This window comes from Acidovorax sp. GW101-3H11, from assembly GCF_001633105.1.
Classification (GTDB): Bacteria; Pseudomonadota; Gammaproteobacteria; order Burkholderiales; family Burkholderiaceae_C; genus Acidovorax.
The window spans coordinates 43,304-61,032 of record NZ_LUKZ01000029.1; the positions used below are offsets into that span (position 1 = coordinate 43,304).

Genomic DNA, 17,729 nt, shown 5'->3' on the forward strand with positions numbered 1-17,729 from the left:
CGATCATGACGACAACCGCACGCGCAATCCTGGCCGGTGGCCTGGTCTCTCTCAGCATCTGGGACACCGTTGCCCTCGCTTATGGCGGCTTCGGCTCCCCCCTCGACGCTGACAAGTTCGAGATCAAGCCCAACTTTGAAGAAAAGGTCAGCGAGTCCCGCTCCCACCTGGACTACGGCCAGGCCCGCGCCAGCGTGGTGTTGCCCAAGCCCACGGAAATCACCATCGAATTTTCGGCCGCCAGCGTTGAAGCGTTGGGCATGCAGTTCCAGGGCCTGATCCAGGCGCTCACCCAGTCCAGCGGAAACCAGCCTGCTGCTGACTTCACTTTGACCAAGGTCGGCGTGTGGTTGCCTCTGGGCAAGCGCAACATCAGCAGTACCGGGTTTGTTGTGACCGATGCGACTGCTGCTACCACTTACGACTTGGGCACTCACTACGAAGTCAACTGGCTGCGGGGCGAGATCATGTTCATCGCAGGCGCATCTGGCGGCCCTGACAAAGACGACGTGCTCAAGCTCGCAATGACTTGGGGCGCTGTGGACGGTAAGAAGATCCTGGGCGGCCGAGTTACCCAGGTGCGCTGCCAGGCCCGCCTCGACGGTAAGAACCTGGTGGACCACTCCCCCATCGAAGTGGACGTCTGGGAGTGCGTGCTGGGCTCCAACAACGGCTTCGACTTCCTGGGCTCCGACTACTCTGCCATCACCCTGAGCGGGAAGATCGTCACGCCCGCAGGCAAGACCGAGGGCTACGAAGTGCGCTTCCCCGGCGCCGCCACCTGATCTTGATCAGCGCGTAGGGCGCCGTACAGACGTCTGTACTGCGCCCATCAGCACCAGCACGGGCCATCCCACCACCACGGTGGCGATGGCCCCGCCACCCAGCGCCATCAGGCGCTCCGAATCCACCAGCAGGCCCAGCAGGGCCAGCGGGATGCCTGCGCACACCAGTGCGATGCACCAGACCAAACCTTTCATCTCCGTACCTCCAAAATGGCAGACCCCAAGATCAAATACGACATCGAAGCCGCCGTCAAGGGCGAAGCCGATGCCGAGGCGCTTGCCAAGACGCTGCGCGGGGTGGGTGATGTGCTGGAGGGCGACCTGCAGCAAAGCGCTCTAGCCGCAGCGCAGGCCCTGGAGGCGCTGGGCTCCAAGCAGCGGGCTATCGAAAACTTCGGCCAGCTCAAGCGCGAAACCACCGACCTGGAGGGCGCTCTCCAAAAGGCAACCGCCCAGGTGGACCGCCTGGGCAACGAACTGCCCCAGGCCACTGCAAACACCCAGCAGCTCAGCGCGGCCGAGCGCGCAGCAGCCACCGCCCTGGAACAGGCGCGCTCCAGCCTGCAGAGCAAGCGCGACACCCTCAAGGCTGTACGCGAAGAAACGCAGGGCGCAGCCCGGCGCACCGATGAATACAAGGCCACGGTGGCGGGCCTCAAGGAAGGCATCAAAACCGCCACGGCAGAGGTCAGAGACCAGCAGCAGGCCCTGCGCGGCACCGCACAGGCCACCGCCCAGGCGCAGAACGCCGAGGCCGCCCTGCGCAAGGAATACGACCTCGCCATCGGCTCCTCGGTCAGGCTCAGCACCGAGCTGGGCAACAAGCGCCGCGCCCTGTCCGAAACCCGCGAAATCATGCAGGCGGTGGGCATCAGCACCGCCAACCTGGCGCAGTCAGAGGCATCGCTCAAGGCCGCAGTCGCCCAGGTGCGGCAAGAAGTCGCAGCCCTCGCCCCCGCCTACCAGCAGGCCGCCGCCGCATCCAGCCAGTCCACCCAGGTGCAGGCGCAAAACCAGCGCACCTTGCGGGAGGGCATGACGTCCATCAGTACGCAGCTGCAGCGCATCCAGAACATCGCCACCGTGGCGTTGGGCGGCAGCTACGTGGGCGGCCTGGCAAAAAGCGTGGCCGACACCGCCGACCAGTTCCGCAACCTCGAAGCCCGCGTCAAGCTGGCAACGGGCGAAGGCCCCCTGTTCCAGGCCGCTTTCGCTGGCGTCACGCAGGTCGCCCTGCGCACCAACTCAGCGCTGGACGAAACCGGCACCCTGTTTACCCGCCTGGCAAAGGCGGGGACAGAAGCCGGGCAAAACGCCCAGGAAGCGCAGCGCAACGCGCTGGGCCTCACCGAGACCATCAACCAGGCCATCCAGCTTTCGGGTGGCTCTGCAGATGCAGCCAAGGCCGCCATCACCCAGCTCATCCAGGGCCTGCAGTCGGGCGTGCTGCGGGGTGAAGAATTCAACTCGGTCATGGAGCAGGCGCCCCGCCTGGCCCAGGCGCTTGCCAACGGCCTGGGGGTCACCACGGGCGAGCTGCGCAAGATGGCAGAGCAGGGCGCGCTCACCTCTGACGTGGTGATGAAGTCCCTCAAGGGCCAGGCCGATGTGGTGGCCGCCGAGTTCGGCAAGCTGCCCCCCACCGTGGGCCGCGCCCTGCAGAACCTCAGCACGCAGTGGACGCTGTACGTGGGCGAGTCCGACAAGGGCCTGATCTCCAGCGCCAATGCCGCCAAGGTCATCGACGCCCTGGCGAAGAACCTCGACACCGTTGTCAGCACCCTCACGGCGGCGGGCAAAGCCTGGGCCGCCATCAAGATCGCCGGGCTGGTGGCCGACTTCGCCCGCTGGGCCACGCAGATGCTCACGGCCACCACGGCGCTGGAGGCCAACACCGCCGCCGCCGTGCGCAACACCGCCGCACAGCAGGCCAACAGCGCCGCCCAGCTGCAGGGCGCAGCGGCCCAGACAGCCAACACCACGGCCACCAACGTCAACACCGCAGCCCGCGCGGCCAACGCCAAGGCCTGGGGCGAGATGGGCGCCTTCACCCGCGCCGCTGGTGCGGCCCAGGATGCGGCCACCGCAGCCACTGCCCGCAACACTGCCGCACTTGCGGCCAACGCCACCGCAGCATCGGGCGCCGGGGTGGTATGGCGCGGCGCCTCTGCACTCATCGGGCCGTGGGGCATTGCGCTGGCGGCCCTTACACCCGAGATCCTGGGCCTCACCCGAAGCCTGGGCGAGCAGATCGCCGTGTGGGCTGGCTGGGGCAAGGTGCTGGAGGAAAACGAGCGCAAGCTCAAGCAGATGGACGAGGCCATGAAGGCCCGGGCCGAGGCCATTGCTCGGCAGAACGCACTGTATGAGGAGGCGCGCAGCCGGTCATTCGACTTGACCAAGCAGTCCATTGCCCTCACTGCGGAATTTGACAAGCTGACCAAGGCTGGGGAGTCATCTGCTGAAGCCATTGCCAAGATCGGCAAGGACTTCAACGCCTCCAACTCCGAGGGCATCCGCGCGATGTCGTCGGCTCTGGACAAGCTGCTGGCCGATGGAAAGATCACCGCCTCTGAGTTTCAGGCGGCATGGGCAAAGGCACTGGAAGGCCAGGATCTGGCTGCATTCGAAGTGCGTGCGCGAAACGCATTTGCAGCAGTCGGGCAAGAGGCGGAGAAGCTGCGGATTCAGATTGACCAGGCCATCAAGAATGGGGCCTCTGACGAGGTTGTCAAAGCTCTGCAGCAGCGCCTGGAAGGGGCGCTATCCGCAGCAAGAAGGGAAGGCGAGCGCGTTGCCACGATGCTCGACCAGGTGGTCCGTTCGGCGGTCCAACGTACCGGCCTCGACTTCGACAACCTGGCGGGCAAGATCGGCGCAACCTCCCGCAGCGCCATCAACGACCTCGACGCCATCATCGGTGGGCTTGACCGGCTGAAGACGCAGGGCGTGGATACGGGCCGCGTGTTGGAGGCCAGCCTCACCAAGGCCATCGACACCGCAGACGGCCAGAAGGCCATCGATGAAGTGCGCTCGCGCATCGAGCAGCTGCGCAAGCAGCTGGGCGACAAGGTGGCAGACGGCCTGCTCGACCAGGCGCGCCAGAAAGCCGAGGAGCTGGGTGATGCCTTGGACAAGGCCAAGCCCGGCATCAACAGCCTGCGCGAGGCCATGCAGCAGCTGGGCATCACGTCTGACGAAACCCTCAAGAACACCGCCGCCAAGGCCAAGGAGGCATACGACACCATCGTCAGCAGCGGCAAGGCCAGCACCCGCGAGCTGTCTGAAGGTTTCGCCAAGGCCGCCGAAGCCGCCATTGCAGCCAACAAGGGCATCGCGCCCACGTGGGTCGAGGCCGGGGCTGCAGCACGCGGCTACACGCTGGAGGTGGACGCCGCAGGCAAGACCACCGTGCGCTCCATGGCCGATGCCAAGAGCGCAGTGGCGGGCGTGGGCGCCGCCGTGCGCGATGTGTCTGCCGACCTCAAGAAGATGGGCATCGACATCACGCAGGCCAGCGAACAGGTCAAGGCCCTGGCCGCCAGCGGCCAGATGCTGGCGGCTGGCTTCCAGTTCCGCCAGGACCAGCGCAACGCCGCCATCGACAAGTCCAAGTTCATGAACCAGGGGACCATCAGCTCGCAAGACCTGGTGCCCACCTTCAACACCCTGGCCGAAGCCGAAGCCTGGAAGAAGACCTGGCTGGAGCAGTACCACAAGGACAACGCCAACGTGTTCCGCCAGGGCGGCCAGCTCGGGTCGTTCATGAAAGACCTCACGCTGTTCGAGTTCGACGCAGAGCTGCGGTCCGTCAAGATGCGCAAGGCCATGCAGGACGCAAACAAGAAGGCCGAGGAAGAGGCCAAGCCCGGGGGCGGTACAGGCGGCGGTACAGGCGGCGGCACCGGGGGCGGAACGGGTGGGGGCACGGGCGGTGGCACGGGTGGCCCGCGCATTGACCGCATCGTCAATGTCTACATCGGCAACAGCCGCGCCTACCCCGTGCCCACCAACCTCAGCGGCGAGCACAGCATCCAAGACATCGCGCGTGAGGTGCTGCGCCTCATCGAGCAAGACAAGCGCTCTGCGGGCCTGTAACCACCATGACCATCACCCTCACCAAAGACGGCATTGCGCTGGAGCTGCCGCAAGACCTCATCTGGTCCGACGAACTCACCTGGTCTGCCGTGGCGCAGTCAAAGGAGCGCGGCATCTGGGGCACGTTGATTGTTGACGCCATGGCCCGCAACGGCGGCCGGCCCATCACCCTCACGGGCGACGGCAACAGCGCATGGATCACGCGCGGCGCACTGCTCACCCTCAAAGCCTGGGCGGCTGTTCCCGGCCAGCGCTTCACCCTGCAGCTGCTCGGGCAGACCTTCACCGTGATCTTTGACCACGGCACCGAAGAAGAGACCCGCGCCATGGGCATGGTGGCCGTCGTTGACTACAGCGACCCCGAAGAGACTGACTACCACTGCAGCCTCACGCTGCGTTTGCGTCCCGCGTGATGGACGACGTGCCCGAGGGCGGCGGCGGCCCCACCGGCACCGTCATCCCCTACGGCGGCAGCAACCACATCTTCCGCGACATCACCGAGGCCGACCGGGCCGGTGGCAACGTGTCCATCATGCAGGTGCATGCGGCGGTGATGACAAACAACGCAGAGCCCTACATGGGCGCGAACTTCATCCTGTCCATGCCGCCTACCGACCCCAACGTGTCGGTCACGCTGGCGAAGTGCAACCTGTTCGCCCGGCGCACCGAGATCGCAGCGGCCATTGCCAACTACCTGATCAAGGCGTCCGAGTGGTCGGGCTACCTGCTGGAGAACCATGTCCTGGGCCAGAAGAACATCCAGCTCTTCCACCGCCCGGGCACGGCCACGCCGCCCATCGGCCGCACCCTGGTGCTGATCTACAACGAAGGCCTGCCCGACGAGCGCGCGCAGTACATCCGCGTCACGCGGGTCACCACCGAGACCCGCACGTTCACCTACAACGCCAACGGCAGCTTCGTGGACTTCCTGGGCTCGGTCACCCAGCTCGACCTGTCCGACAGCCTGCGCTTTGACTTCCCCGGGAGCCCGCCCGACCGGGGCTTTGGGCGCGACCCCAACAAGACCATGATCCGCGACACCTCGGTGGCGGATGCTGCGGAATACTACGGCGCGGCCCCCACAGTGCTGGCCGCCGTCATCGGTGATTCGGTGGTGAAGGTGGACAGCATCTACACCCAGCTCGTGCCCAACTCGCGCACCGAGACCTCGGCCCTGGACCAGCGCCCGGCCGCCACGCGCGGCATTGTGCTGGCCGACGCCCCGCGCCGCGTGGAGATCGCCGTGGCCGCCCACACCCAGCGCATCAAGATCGGCCAAGAGAACCGGGGTTTCAACCACGTCTTCATGCTCAAGCCGCTGCCTGAGCCAGGCACGGTCACCGTGAGCTGGATGGCGCTGGGCACCTGGTACGAGCTGCAGGACGACGGCGCAGGCGTCTTCACGGGCAGCGGCGTGGGCCAGCTCATCTATGACACCGGCAGCGGCAGCGTGACGCTGCCCGTGCAGCCCGACGTGGGCAGCGCCCTGATCATCCAGTGGGGTGAGCGCGTGGGCTACACGAACCGCAGCAGCCAGGGCGCGGCCATCCGCGCGCCCGAGTATTGCTGGACGTTGGAACATGAGGGTGTGGTGCCTGGCTCCCCCGAGTTCACCTGGTTCAGCGCGGGCGTGCTGCGCACCGCCACGGCCGATGCCGCAGGCGTCATCAGCGGCGACGCGACCGGCCGGGTGGACTACCCGAGCGGCACTGTGCTGCTGCGCACCGTGTACCTGCCCGACCCGGGCGACGAGATCAGCACTGCTTACGACACCGACGTGGTGGTCAAGGAGCTGCTCACCCCCAGCGCACCCGACGCTGGCGGCTACATCACGCTCAACCTGGCCCAGCAGCCTGCGGCGGGCACCCTGCAGATCGAGTGGGCCACGGCCCGCACCACCAGCAACACCAGCGGCGGCAGCGTCACGCAGACCAACGCGATCAAAAACGCCGGTGTGACCTACACAACGCGCTCAGTGCCCGAATACAGCGCGCCAGAGTCCACCAGCGGCAGCACCGGCAGCAATTTCGTGAACTGGCCGCAAGTTTCTTGAGGAGACACCACCCATGCCCATCACCTACGTTGAGCGCCCATTCACCATCACCACCACCAGCGGCAGCTCAAGTACGCTGACGCAGGAATCCGGCCGCACTGCTGATGGCCGCATCGTCGTGGCCCAGACTGTCACCGACGACGGCGCAGGCGCTTTCATCGGCGGCCTGGGCACCGTCAACTACGGGGCCAAGCAGGTCAACCTGCGTGNCGGCAGCTCAAGTACGCTGACGCAGGAATCCGGCCGCACTGCTGATGGCCGCATCGTCGTGGCCCAGACTGTCACCGACGACGGCGCAGGCGCTTTCATCGGCGGCCTGGGCACCGTCAACTACGGGGCCAAGCAGGTCAACCTGCGTGTTGTGCAGTTCGACCGCAGCACCGAGTCGTACAAGAGCGACTACGACAACGCCACCGAGTTCGGAAACACCGTGGGCGATGGCAGCGGCAGCAGCAATGCCGACAGCCGCAAGGGCGCGTCCTACGGCACCACCAGCGTGGGCGAACAGATCCTGGCTACCTCCAGCGTGGTCGCACGCTACCGGGTGGCCCCTGCGGTGGTCACCGCCCGCACCGACAGCTTCCAGCCCCAGTCCATCGTCATCGACCTGTGCCCCTACACATCCGATTCCATCGTGCCCGGCAGCGTGCAGTTTGTGTGGATGGGCGAGACGTACACCGACTTCGAGGGCGTGATCTACCGTGGCCGTACGGGCAGCAACCCTGGCATCAACTCGGGCCGCATCGACTACGCAGCAGGCACCGCGCGCATGACCGACTACGTGGTCGGCCCCAACCCCGCCGCCATCACCCTGCAAAGCCTGTGGACCCGGCGCAGCGCCTGGAAGACCGCCAGCATCTTCATGCGCACCCAGGCCGCGCCCATCAAGCCCACGGGCTACGTGCTCACGCTCACCGACACCGCAGGCAACGCCCTCACGGCCACGGGCGACCTAGATGGCAACCTGCTGGGCACCCACATGTGGGGGCACATCGACTACCAGACCGGGGTTGTTGAGCTGCAGTTTGGCGACTTCGTTGTGGACGCCACCTTGACCGCAGCCCAGAAGGCAGAGTGGTGGTACGACGCGGCCGACGTGGGTGCGGTGGAGCCGGGCAAGATCTGGCGCCCATGGCCGGTGGACCCCACCACGCTGCGCTACAACAGCGTGGCCTATTTCTACCTGCCGCTGGACGCCGATATCGTGGGACTGGACCCAGTGCGCCTTCCGCCTGATGGTCGGGTGCCCAAGTACCGGGTGGGCAGCTATGTGGTGATCGGCCACACGGGCGTGGTGCCCGCTGCCACCTACGCGGACGGCCAGACGGTCAACTGCGCCCGCGAGCGCCTATCGCGTGTCTACCTGATCGGCGCGGACGGACTGCTCATCCGCACCGGCTACGCACCCAACCTCGACGCGGGCACCATCGCGATCTCCGACGTGACCGGCTGGGTCCAGCCCGTGACGGTGAAGCACCGCATCGAGCAGATGGCCCGCGTGGCCGACGTGCAGATCGACGGCACCCTCAAGCTGACCAAGCAGCTCGCCCACAACTTCCCGGTGGGGAGCATCGTGTCCAGCGCCATCATGGCGGGCAACCTGCGCGCCCGTGCGCTGCCGGTGTTCGACCAGCAGACCTGGGACGGTGTGACCTGGTCCGACGTCACGGTCGGCAACCCTGCGCCGTCCACCTACAACGACGGCGCCTTCCCCGTGGTGGTGACAAACGCAGGCGCAATGACCGAGCGCTTTGCCCTGCGCGTGCTCACTGGCGGCACCGATGTCGAGGTGATTGGCGAGCACGTGGGCAACCTGGGCACGTTTAGCCGCAACACGGCCATCGCCCCCATCAACCCTGTGAGCGGCGCCCCTTACTTCACGCTGGCCGCCGCAGGCTGGGGCGCTGGCTGGGTGCCCGGCAACACGTTGTTCCTGCCCACCGTGGGGGCGTACTACCCGCTCGTGGCCATCCGCGCCACGCAGCCTTCCGAGGCCATCGGCACCGACTACGCCTTTGAACTTACCGAGCGCGGCGATATCGACCGCGCGCCCACCAACCCCGTCATCTAAGCCGCAACCATGATCTACACCTTTGATTCCGCAATGACCGGCGCCTCGGTCCTGTCTGGCTCTGCAGGGGCACTGCGCAGCGTGCTCAAGTCCTGCCTGGTGGATGGCTTCGGTGCTGGTGCCGTGGCATCGCTCACCGTCAATGCTGGCATTGCCACTGCCAACTATGCGGGCTCCCATCCCTTCCGCGTGGGCAGCGTGGGCCAGTTCGCAGGCTCCACGCCAGCAGGTCTCAATGGGCAAAAGCCCATTCTGAGCACCACGGCCTCAAGCGTCACGTTTGCCGCGCCTGGCGTTCCCAACGGTGCAGCCACCGGCACCATCACCAGCAAGCTCGCCGCCGCTGGCTGGCAAGAGCTGTTTGCGGGCACCCTGACCAACGTGATGTGCGTCAAGCCCACCGTGCCCGAGGCCTCGGGCTGCGTCCTGCGCGTGGCCGACACCGGCACCACCAACGCCCGGGTGCGCGCCCATGAGAGCATGACGGACGCGTCCACCGGCCCCGGCACCACGCCGCTGGAAGCCCAGGTGGCCGGGGGTCTGTACTGGCCCAAGAGCAGCGCAGCCAACGCCACGGCGCGCGCCTGGTATCTGGTGGCCGACGAGCGCGCCTTCTTCCTGGCCGTGGACCCAGCAGGCACGGGCCGGTTCACGGTGCTGTTCGCGGGTGACCTCGCCAGCTTTAAAAGCGGCGATGCCTACGGCTACCTGGTCACCGGCAACGAAGCCGACCAGGCCAACGTCAGCACCGTGCCCAACGGCTGCGTGGGCTACTCGCACCGCAGTGCCCGGGTGGGTGCCTACCTGGTGCGCTCCCACACGGCCATCGGCCAGGCGATTGCCGCGCAGCGCATCGGCGCCCACCACAACGGCAGCACGGCGGATGCCTACGCGGGCACCTCGGGCTATTCGTGGGGCACGTACCCCAACGGCCCCAACAACGGCCTGTTGACCGGCCCCCTGGAGCTGGTCGCGCAGGGCATCCGGGGCTCCTTGCCGGGCCTGCTGCACCCGGTGCAAGACCTGGGCGCAGCGTTTTCCAACGGCGGCAACGTGGACGGCACCGACGACTTGGCCGGGCGCCGCCTGCTGGCGATCCGCACGGCGCCGCCCGCTGGTGCCGTGACCGCTGGGACTGTGTTCCTGGACACCACCGGCCCCTGGAGCCGCTGAGCATGGCCGCGCGTTTTTGGAGGCTCAGCGGCTTCATGCTGGGGGGTAACGACCTGGAGCTGGCAGAGATTGCGCTGCTCAACGGCACAACGCGCCTCGATGGCGCCGCCACCCTCACGGCCAGCCATGCGCCCATCACGGGCACGCTGGCTGCGCTCAAGGACAACGACGTGGGCAGCAGCTGCCGTTTCGCCGCGCAGGCCGTGGCCTCGGCCGGGTTCTTCCTGCACTGGGACATGGGGTCTGATGTCGAGGTGGACGGGCTGCGCCTGGCTGCTGGCGCATCCGAGCAGCGCTGGCCTCAGTCGCTCTCGCTGGCCTATTGGAACGACGCACAGGGCTGGATGTTCGTGGCCGAGGGCACAGGTCTACTGTTTCCCGGCACCAATGCCTGGGCTGCAGACGCTGTTGCGGGCTTGATCCCCACCACTTGGAATCCAGCGGACAAAGGGCCAGGAGTCACGTTGTCTGATGGCGATCTTTACGCCAGCAGCAGTTTTTACTACTACGCGGTGCGCAGCGTGCACGGGGTTTCGGCCCGGAAGTGCTATTGGGAGGTTTCTGAACTGACCGGCTACTCGATGCCAGGGATCGCGACTGCAGCGGCGCCGGTTGAGGTCTTGACGGCAGAAGGTGCGTACCCAGGCGCCAATGCGCACGGCTGGGGCTACTACAGCTACTCCACCGGGGTGATCTATCACGGCGGGGTCGAGGTTCTCACCGGGTTGCCCACTATCGGGTCATTCACTGTCCTGAGCTTTGTTCTCGACATGGATTTAGGCACGCTGCGTCTGTGGTTTGACGGGGTGGACGCTGGCGTTGTGGCGTCTGGGATCGTCGGTCCCATTTACGCGTTTTTTGGGTCGGGCGCGAGTGCCATTGCAACCTGCCGCGCGAACTTCGGGGCCACGCCGTTTGTGTACGTGCCGCCTGCGGGCTTTCAGGCGGGGTTTGGCCCCACGCGCCTGCTGTTCCCGGTGCAGGGCGCGCAGCAGGTGCGTCCGTCGCGCATTGCTGCAGGGCTGGCTGTCAGTGCCCCGGTGCCGGTTTTCTCCACCGAGGGCACTGCGCGTGCGCAGATGGCCCGCGACGTCGAGTTTGGCGGCCAGGCGCGCATCTGGGGCACCACCAAGATCAAGGGCACGCCCAACGTGCCCACCAAGGCCCGGGTGGTGCTGCAGCACCAGCGCAGCAAGTTGCTCGTGCGCGAGACCTGGAGCGATCCAGTGACCGGCGCGTTTGAGTTCAGGGGCATTGACGCCAACCAGCAGTTTCTTACCCTGGCCGAAGACCTGGCGGGCAATTTCCGCCCAGTGGCCGCCAGCAAGCTGGTGCCCGAGGTGTTGGCATGAGCGGCACCTGGCGCATTGGCCCAGCGACGGCCCTGGCCCAGCTGCAGGCCGCGATTGACCTGGCAGACGATGGCCCTGGCCCGAGCCGGGTCCAGCCTGGCCGTGCCTTGCGCGTCCATCGTCGGCGGTGGGCTGGTGCTGCACGTGGCCGACCCGGGCGGCTCCCTGGTGCTGACCACCGGTATGCCCCGCTGGGGCCTGTGGGTCAACGCTGCAGGCGACATCGTGGCCGAAGGCAGCGTGACSGACGAAGCCAACGGCGGCGACTTCTGGGTGGAAGGTGGCAACACGCCGCTGGGCGAGACCAGCCCGCTGCTGCAGGCCGGTGGCCTGGTGGTGCTGGGCACCACCTCACTCACATAAGGGCCAGCGCGTGGCAAGCACCGATCTGCTCTTCGACCAGGCGCCCAACCCATCGGGTGGGCCGGTCGAGATCGTTTTTGGAGACGACGGCGGGGGCGGCACGCCCGACGTGGTCGAGCTGCATGCGGCGGGCACCATCACGGGCCTGCGTGGTCGCATCGGCGTGCGCGTGGCGGCCCGGCTGCGGGCTGCTGGCTCCATCACCGGCCTGCGCGGGCGCATTCGTGTGGTGTTCGACGTCAACGTGGAGCGGCCGATCACCACCACGACCGTCAACGGCTGGCAGGATGCCGCGCCCGTGCGGGCCAGCATCCAGGTGCGCTACGAGCAGGCCCAGCCGGTGCCCGCCGCCGTCCAGGCCAACTGGCAAGACGCCCGCACCGTGGGCACGCCCCACCAGGCGCGCTGGCAGCAGGCCCAGCCCCTGGGGGCCACCGTGCGCCAGGTCATGCAGCAGGCTCAGCGCCTGGGTAGCGCCCCGGCCCTGCAGCGGTTTGAAAACGCTGAGCGCCTGCGTTCCATCACCCTACAAGCCATGCAGCAGGCCCAGCAGCTCGCGGCGCCCCCCGTGCTGCAGCGGTTTGAAGACGCCACCCGGCTGCGCCACCTGGTGCAAAGCCGGTTTGAGGAAGCCCAGCACCGCCAGGCTGCTGTGCGTGACGCCTTTGGCCGCGCGGTGCCGCTGTCCCGCGTGGTGGCCGTCCGGTATGAGGAGGCCCGCAAGCTGCCCCCAGGCGTCAGTGCGCCAGTGCAGCCGCCTATCGAAACGCCTTGCTACGTACCCGTCCTGCCCGCGCACCTGGTGTTTGATGACCTGGCCGACAGCAGACTGCCAGCGGGCCTGGTGTTTGTGTGCGATGGCCATGGGCCTGGGCCGCAGCCTGGCGAAACCATCGTTGTCCCTGTTCGAAGGACCTACATCGTGATCAACAACATCACCCTGCACCGGGTGGACACGGGCGCCGAGCTGAACGCCCATAGCTTCAGCATGTCGCTGGACCACCAGTCCTGGACCTGGTCCTGGACGGCTTCACTGCACAACGATGCGGCCAATCACCTGGGCCGCGACAGCGCGGGCGATCCGGCCGAGCTGGCGGTGCTGGTTAACGGGGTGGAGTTCCGTCTGCGACTGGAAGGCAAGTCGCGGGACCGGCGTTTCAGCCCCACGCGCTGGGCGGTGTCTGGCAAGGGCAAGGCCTCGGTGCTGGGCTCGGCCGACGCCCCCAAGCAGTCGTTCCGCAACCTGGTGGACCGCACGGCCCAGCAGCTCATGGCCGACGTGCTCACCGTGAACGGCGTCCCCATGGGTTGGACGGTGGATTGGGGCCTGGAAGATTGGCACGTGCCCGCAGGGGCTTGGGCGATGCAGGGCAACTACATCGACGCCATCAACGACATCGCTGGGGCTGCTGGCGGCTACGTGCAGCCTCACAACACGGCCACCACGCTGCGGGTGCTGCCGCGCTACCCGCTGGCGCCATGGCACTGGGGCAGCGTCACGCCGGATTTTGAGATTCCGGCCCATGCGGCCGAGGTGGAGGGCACCGAGTTCATCGACAAGCCAGCCTACAACCGGGTGTTCCTGGGCGGCATCGGGGCGGGGGTGTTTGGGCCGTTCACCCGGGCGGGCACCCCAGGCAACGTGATCGCCCCCCAGGTGAACCATGCGCTCATCACCCACCCGGATGCACACCGCCAGCGGGGCATTGCCGAGCTGTCGGACACCGGCAAGCAAGAGCGGATCACCTTGAACATGCAGGTGCTGCCCGAGACAGGCGTGATCGTGCCGGGCAAGTTCATCCGCTACCTCGGGGAATCCACGGTGATGGGCATCGTGCGCAGCACGTCCATCGAGTGGAGCCGCCCCCGCCTGCGCCAAACGCTGGAGATCGAAACCCATGCCTAACGCTTACCGGGAGTTCATGGCGCTGATGCCCGACCAGCCCCTGGAAGTGGGCGAGATCACCTCCATCGCTGGGGGCGTGGCCATCATCACGCTGCCAGGCGGCGGGGTGATCCAGGCGCGGGGCGAGGGGACAGCCGGGCAGCGCGTGTTTGTGCGCGCTGGCTTGATTGAAGGGGGGGCACCGACGCTGACGTATGTGTCGTCCGAGGGATAGATCGAAAAAAGACGGGCGACCTAGTCAAGTGCGCTAACACCTGGCCAGGCCCCCAACCTGCAGAAGTGACCTGCAAGCCAGGCAAGACCCGCCACTCTCGCGAGAGCGCGTCGAGCCTATCAGAGTTTTCGTACAGAGAAACAGGCTTGCAAATATGGAAGAGATCAGGTGCGGCGCATGCAGCCGCAAACTCGGCGAGGGTGTCTACATCCGGCTGAGCATCAAGTGCCCCCGCTGCGGGGTCATGAATTCACTGAGGGCCGAGAGCCCCACCTCAGAGCGCCATGGAGCGTCCAACGTAACTGGAACCCACCATGGCACCCATCATTCCCTGGATCGGCGGCAAACGTCGTCTCGTTGACCTGCTGCTGAGCAGGTTCCCTGCCCATAGCTGCTACGTCGAGGTCTTCGCGGGCGGGGCGGCGGTGTTCTTCGCCCGCAACCCTGCCGACGTCGAGGTGCTGAACGACGTCAATGGCGACCTGGTCAACCTCTACCGCGTCGTGACGCACCACCTGGAGGAGTTCGTGCGCCAGTTCAAGTGGGCGCTGACAAGCCGCCAGGTGTTCAAGTGGCTCCAGGAGACCCGTCCGGAAACGCTGACCGACGTGCAGCGGGCGGCCCGGTTTTTCTATTTGCAGCAGCAGAGCTTCGGCGGCAAGGTGGCTGGCCAGACCTTTGGGACTGCCACCACCGCGCCAGCCATCAATCTCCTGCGCATCGAGGAGAACCTCTCGGCCGCCCATTTGCGCCTTGCAGCGGGCACCTACATCGAGAACCTGGACTGGGCGGCCTGTATCGACCGCTACGACCGCCCACACACGTTGTTCTACCTGGACCCACCGTACTGGGAGACGGAGGGGTATGGAGTGCCGTTCCCTTGGGAGCAGTACCAGCTCATGGCCACCAAGCTGCGCGCGATCAAGGGCAAGGCGGTGATCAGTATCAACGACCACCCGGCCATCCGGGAGTGCTTCGAGGGATACGACATGGAGGCGCTCAAACTGGACTACACCGTGGGCGGCGGGGCGAACCGAGTGGAGCGCGGGGAGCTGGTGATCTACAGCTGGGACCGGGAGGCGGAACCTGCTGGCCTGTTCTGAGCCAGGCTTGGCTCGCGCCGCGCAATTCCTTTTCGTGGCGCGAAAGTAAACTGGCGGCTGTTTATCTCAGCGCTGCGGCTTCAAATATCGCGGCGCGCTTCAGTCTGGACCGTGGTGGGCCGTGCCGCACGGGCTTTTTCCACCTCGGCATACCCCTCGGGGCCCAGGCAGTCCAGGTCCATCTGGCGCTGGGCGGCCTCTGCGCGCTGGCTTTGTTCGTAGCTGCCTGCGTTGCCGCTGCTCAGCACCACGTCCAGATTGCGGCGCGAGCGTGCGCATTCAGGGGAGCGGGCGTAGTCCTGAGACCTGGCGGCCGGGGTGCGCTCCCGCTGCGCATTGCGCAGGGCTTCGGTTTCTGCAGCCTTGTTCTCGGCCTCCAGGCGTTTTTGCTTGAGCGCCAGCGCTTCGGCGGCCTGCTCGCGTTCACGCTGGATTTCCTCTGGCGTCTTGCGCGCTTCCACCTCACGCGCCGTGGTGCCGCCCGCACATTTGCCGTCGGTGTAGGTCACCTTGCCGGTGGCGGGGTCGGTGCAGCGCACCACCTGGGCCTGGGCGGCGGTGCCGATCCAGGCCACACACAGGCATGCGAGGAGATGCTGGGCTCGGGTCATGGGGGCATCGCTCAAAAAGTGGGGACGTTCGGCTGCTCAAGCCCGGCGACGCAGTTCAGGGCTGTTCCTGGCTGTTCGAGAACTGGCGCGAGCGCCAGTCCTGCGGATGCGGCGTGTAGCTGCCGGGGGCCAACTGCCCGGGGTTGCGATTGCGCCGATCATCGGCGGCGCGGCGGTCGCGCTCGGCCTGCTCGCGGCGGGCCTGGTCGCGTTCGCGGGCGCGGCGGTCGGCGTCGCGAGCCTGTTGTTCGCGTTGGTCCCGCTCGCGGGCTGCACGGTCCCGTTCGGCGCGGTCACGGTCACGCTCCCGTTCGCGCCAGTCGTTGCGGTCGCGGCCCTTGTCCCAGCGGTCGTCATGCCGGTCGCGCCCACCGTAGTAAACGGGCGGCGGCGGCGGGGCCGAGTAGATCACCCCAGGTGCGCGGTACACGGGCGGGGCCTGGTACACCGGCGGTGGGGCGTTGTAGATGTACCCCGGCTGTTCGTACACCTGGTAGCGCGGGGGCTCGTAGTACGGGTCGCCCGGCACGGTGGCGCACCCGGTCACAAGAACCCCCAGGGCCGAGGCAGAAAGGATGCGGGCGAATGTGTAGGTCATGGTGTTCAGACTCCGGCCCCGGGGTGCGCGTTCCACCCGGGTCCGTAAAGCCCCTGAAAAACATCCCGGTGGGATGTTACAAATTTCAAAGGCTGGCGTGGGCTGTGCCAAGCCCTTTAGCGTTTGGCGCCGCCATTTGGTTGACTGCGCCGGGGCGTCTGCCGGGCGGTTGCTCCGCCTGCACCGGGCCTGGCGCTTCGTTGCCCTGCATGAATATCAAAAATGATAGCTATAAAGGCATGCTGGACGCGCGCAAACGGCCAAAAAACACTGAAATCTTCATCTGCCTCCTGCCCTCCACACCGTGCGCAGGTGTGGGGATGGGCAGGAGGGCAGCAGCCGGACTTACTTGGGCAGCACGCGGCGGATGGTGTCGGCCAGGTCTTCGGCCACAAACTTGGCCACATAGCCGTCGGCGCCCACGCTGCGCACATGGTCTTCATTGGCCGAGCCCGACAGGGACGAGTGGATGACCACCGGCAGGCCGTGGAAGCGCGCGTCCTGCTTGATGTTGCGGGTCAGGGTGAAGCCGTCCATCTCCGGCATTTCCAGGTCGGTGAGCACCATGGCCACGCGGTCCAGCACCGTTTTGCCTTCGGCCTCGGCGCTCTTGGCGATGGCGTTGAGGCGGTCCCAGGCCTCCTTGCCCGACTTAACCATCTCGTAGGGGGCGTTGAGCACCTTGAGTTCCTGCTCGATCAGCGAGCGGGCCACAAAGGAGTCGTCTGCCGCCAGGACGATGGTGCCGGGCTTGAGCTTGAGCTTGGCGCCCACCTTCTCTTCGGTCACCTCGTGGCCGTCCGACGGCGAAACCATCTGCAGGATGGCTTCCACGTCCAGCACCTGGGCCAGGCGGGATTCATCGGTGTTGCCATCCAACCGGGCGATGCTGGTGACCAGCTTGCCCTTGGCGCCGCTGGTTTCGGCCGACAGCACCTGTTTCCAGTCCAGCCGCACGATGTCTTCCACCGATTCGACCGCAAACGCCTGGGTGGTGCGTGCGTATTCGGTCACCAGCATGATGTTCAGGCCCGTCTGGGGCTTGCAGCCCACGATGGAGGGCAGGTCCAGCACCGGGATCACCTGGCCGCGCAGGTTGACCACGCCCAGCGAATGCGGCGTGGTGCCTGCAATGGGGGTGATGCTGGGCATGGCCACGATCTCGCGGATCTTGAAGACGTTGATGCCGAACAGCTCGGACTTGTTCAGGGCGGTGTCGGTGCCCAGGCGGAACAGCAGCAGCTCAAACTTGTTGGTGCTGGTGAGGTTGGTCCGCTCGTCGATGTCCTGCTGGATGGCTTTCATGATGGATCCTTGGCGCAGAAATGAAGATACGCGCTTTTACAAATTCTAGGACCCAAACGGCGTGTGCAGTGCGCTAAATCTTCAGGCAATACCCGAA

At 66.6% G+C, this 17,729-nt stretch carries 15 protein-coding genes; 11 read left to right on the forward strand and 4 right to left on the reverse strand.

The genetic code is table 11. The features are described from left to right. The first annotated feature begins 5 nt into the window (after positions 1-5). Positions 6-785 carry a hypothetical protein gene (locus A1D30_RS20605; RefSeq protein WP_131798508.1) on the forward strand — a complete coding sequence of 260 codons (780 nt, stop codon included), beginning with the start codon at positions 6-8 and terminating at the stop codon, positions 783-785. 6 nt (positions 786-791) lie between these two features. Here A1D30_RS20605 and A1D30_RS20610 read toward each other — a convergent pair whose 3' ends face one another. Further along, entirely contained in the window at positions 792-980 is a 189-nt protein-coding gene (locus A1D30_RS20610; protein WP_063462602.1) for a hypothetical protein, read from the reverse strand. A 15-nt stretch (positions 981-995) separates the two neighbouring features. Here A1D30_RS20610 and A1D30_RS20615 point away from each other — a divergent pair, with 15 nt between their 5' ends. From A1D30_RS20615 to A1D30_RS20660, 10 genes are all read left to right on the forward strand, one after another. Beyond that, positions 996-4,883, forward strand: coding sequence for a tape measure protein (locus A1D30_RS20615; RefSeq protein WP_063462603.1), 3,888 nt, complete (start codon positions 996-998; stop codon positions 4,881-4,883). A 5-nt stretch (positions 4,884-4,888) separates the two neighbouring features. Next, entirely contained in the window at positions 4,889-5,296 is a 408-nt protein-coding gene (locus A1D30_RS20620; RefSeq protein WP_063462604.1) for a hypothetical protein, read from the forward strand. Further along, positions 5,296-6,936 carry a hypothetical protein gene (locus A1D30_RS20625; protein WP_063462605.1) on the forward strand — a complete coding sequence of 547 codons (1,641 nt, stop codon included), beginning with the start codon at positions 5,296-5,298 and terminating at the stop codon, positions 6,934-6,936. Before A1D30_RS20620 ends, A1D30_RS20625 begins: the two co-directional genes overlap by 1 nt. A gap of 2,080 nt (positions 6,937-9,016) precedes the next feature. Beyond that, the gene (locus A1D30_RS20635; protein WP_063462606.1) at positions 9,017-10,180 is read left to right on the forward strand and encodes a hypothetical protein; all 1,164 of its coding nucleotides are present in this window, start codon (positions 9,017-9,019) and stop codon (positions 10,178-10,180) included. Between the two features lie 2 nt (positions 10,181-10,182). After that, positions 10,183-11,532: a hypothetical protein gene (locus A1D30_RS26105; RefSeq protein WP_199866024.1), complete on the forward strand. Its 1,350-nt coding sequence runs from the start codon at positions 10,183-10,185 to the stop codon at positions 11,530-11,532. 69 nt (positions 11,533-11,601) lie between these two features. After that, a complete protein-coding gene (locus tag A1D30_RS20645) occupies positions 11,602-11,895 on the forward strand; it encodes a hypothetical protein (RefSeq protein ID WP_063462608.1) in 294 nt (97 codons plus the stop codon). Positions 11,896-11,905: 10 nt separating this feature from the next. Continuing rightward, on the forward strand, positions 11,906-13,801 hold the full coding sequence (locus A1D30_RS20650; RefSeq protein ID WP_063462609.1) for a hypothetical protein: 1,896 nt from the start codon (positions 11,906-11,908) through the stop codon (positions 13,799-13,801). Further along, a complete protein-coding gene (locus A1D30_RS20655; protein WP_063462610.1) occupies positions 13,794-14,015 on the forward strand; it encodes a hypothetical protein in 222 nt (73 codons plus the stop codon). The genes A1D30_RS20650 and A1D30_RS20655 overlap by 8 nt, the downstream gene beginning before the upstream one ends. A gap of 154 nt (positions 14,016-14,169) precedes the next feature. Further along, complete coding sequence (locus A1D30_RS24960; protein ID WP_082836557.1) at positions 14,170-14,376, forward strand: Com family DNA-binding transcriptional regulator; 207 nt, start codon at positions 14,170-14,172, stop codon at positions 14,374-14,376. Further along, on the forward strand, positions 14,330-15,118 hold the full coding sequence (locus tag A1D30_RS20660) for a DNA adenine methylase (protein ID WP_063462611.1): 789 nt from the start codon (positions 14,330-14,332) through the stop codon (positions 15,116-15,118). The genes A1D30_RS24960 and A1D30_RS20660 overlap by 47 nt, the downstream gene beginning before the upstream one ends. A gap of 80 nt (positions 15,119-15,198) precedes the next feature. Here A1D30_RS20660 and A1D30_RS20665 read toward each other — a convergent pair whose 3' ends face one another. The 3 genes from A1D30_RS20665 to A1D30_RS20675 all read right to left on the reverse strand — a co-directional run bounded on the left by A1D30_RS20665 (position 15,199) and on the right by A1D30_RS20675 (position 17,632). Then, on the reverse strand, positions 15,199-15,729 hold the full coding sequence (locus A1D30_RS20665; RefSeq protein ID WP_063462612.1) for a DUF4124 domain-containing protein: 531 nt from the start codon (positions 15,727-15,729) through the stop codon (positions 15,199-15,201). A gap of 55 nt (positions 15,730-15,784) precedes the next feature. After that, on the reverse strand, positions 15,785-16,327 hold the full coding sequence (locus A1D30_RS20670) for a hypothetical protein (protein ID WP_063462723.1): 543 nt from the start codon (positions 16,325-16,327) through the stop codon (positions 15,785-15,787). A 345-nt stretch (positions 16,328-16,672) separates the two neighbouring features. Beyond that, complete coding sequence (locus A1D30_RS20675) at positions 16,673-17,632, reverse strand: chemotaxis protein (RefSeq protein ID WP_063462613.1); 960 nt, start codon at positions 17,630-17,632, stop codon at positions 16,673-16,675. Positions 17,633-17,729: the final 97 nt, after the last annotated feature.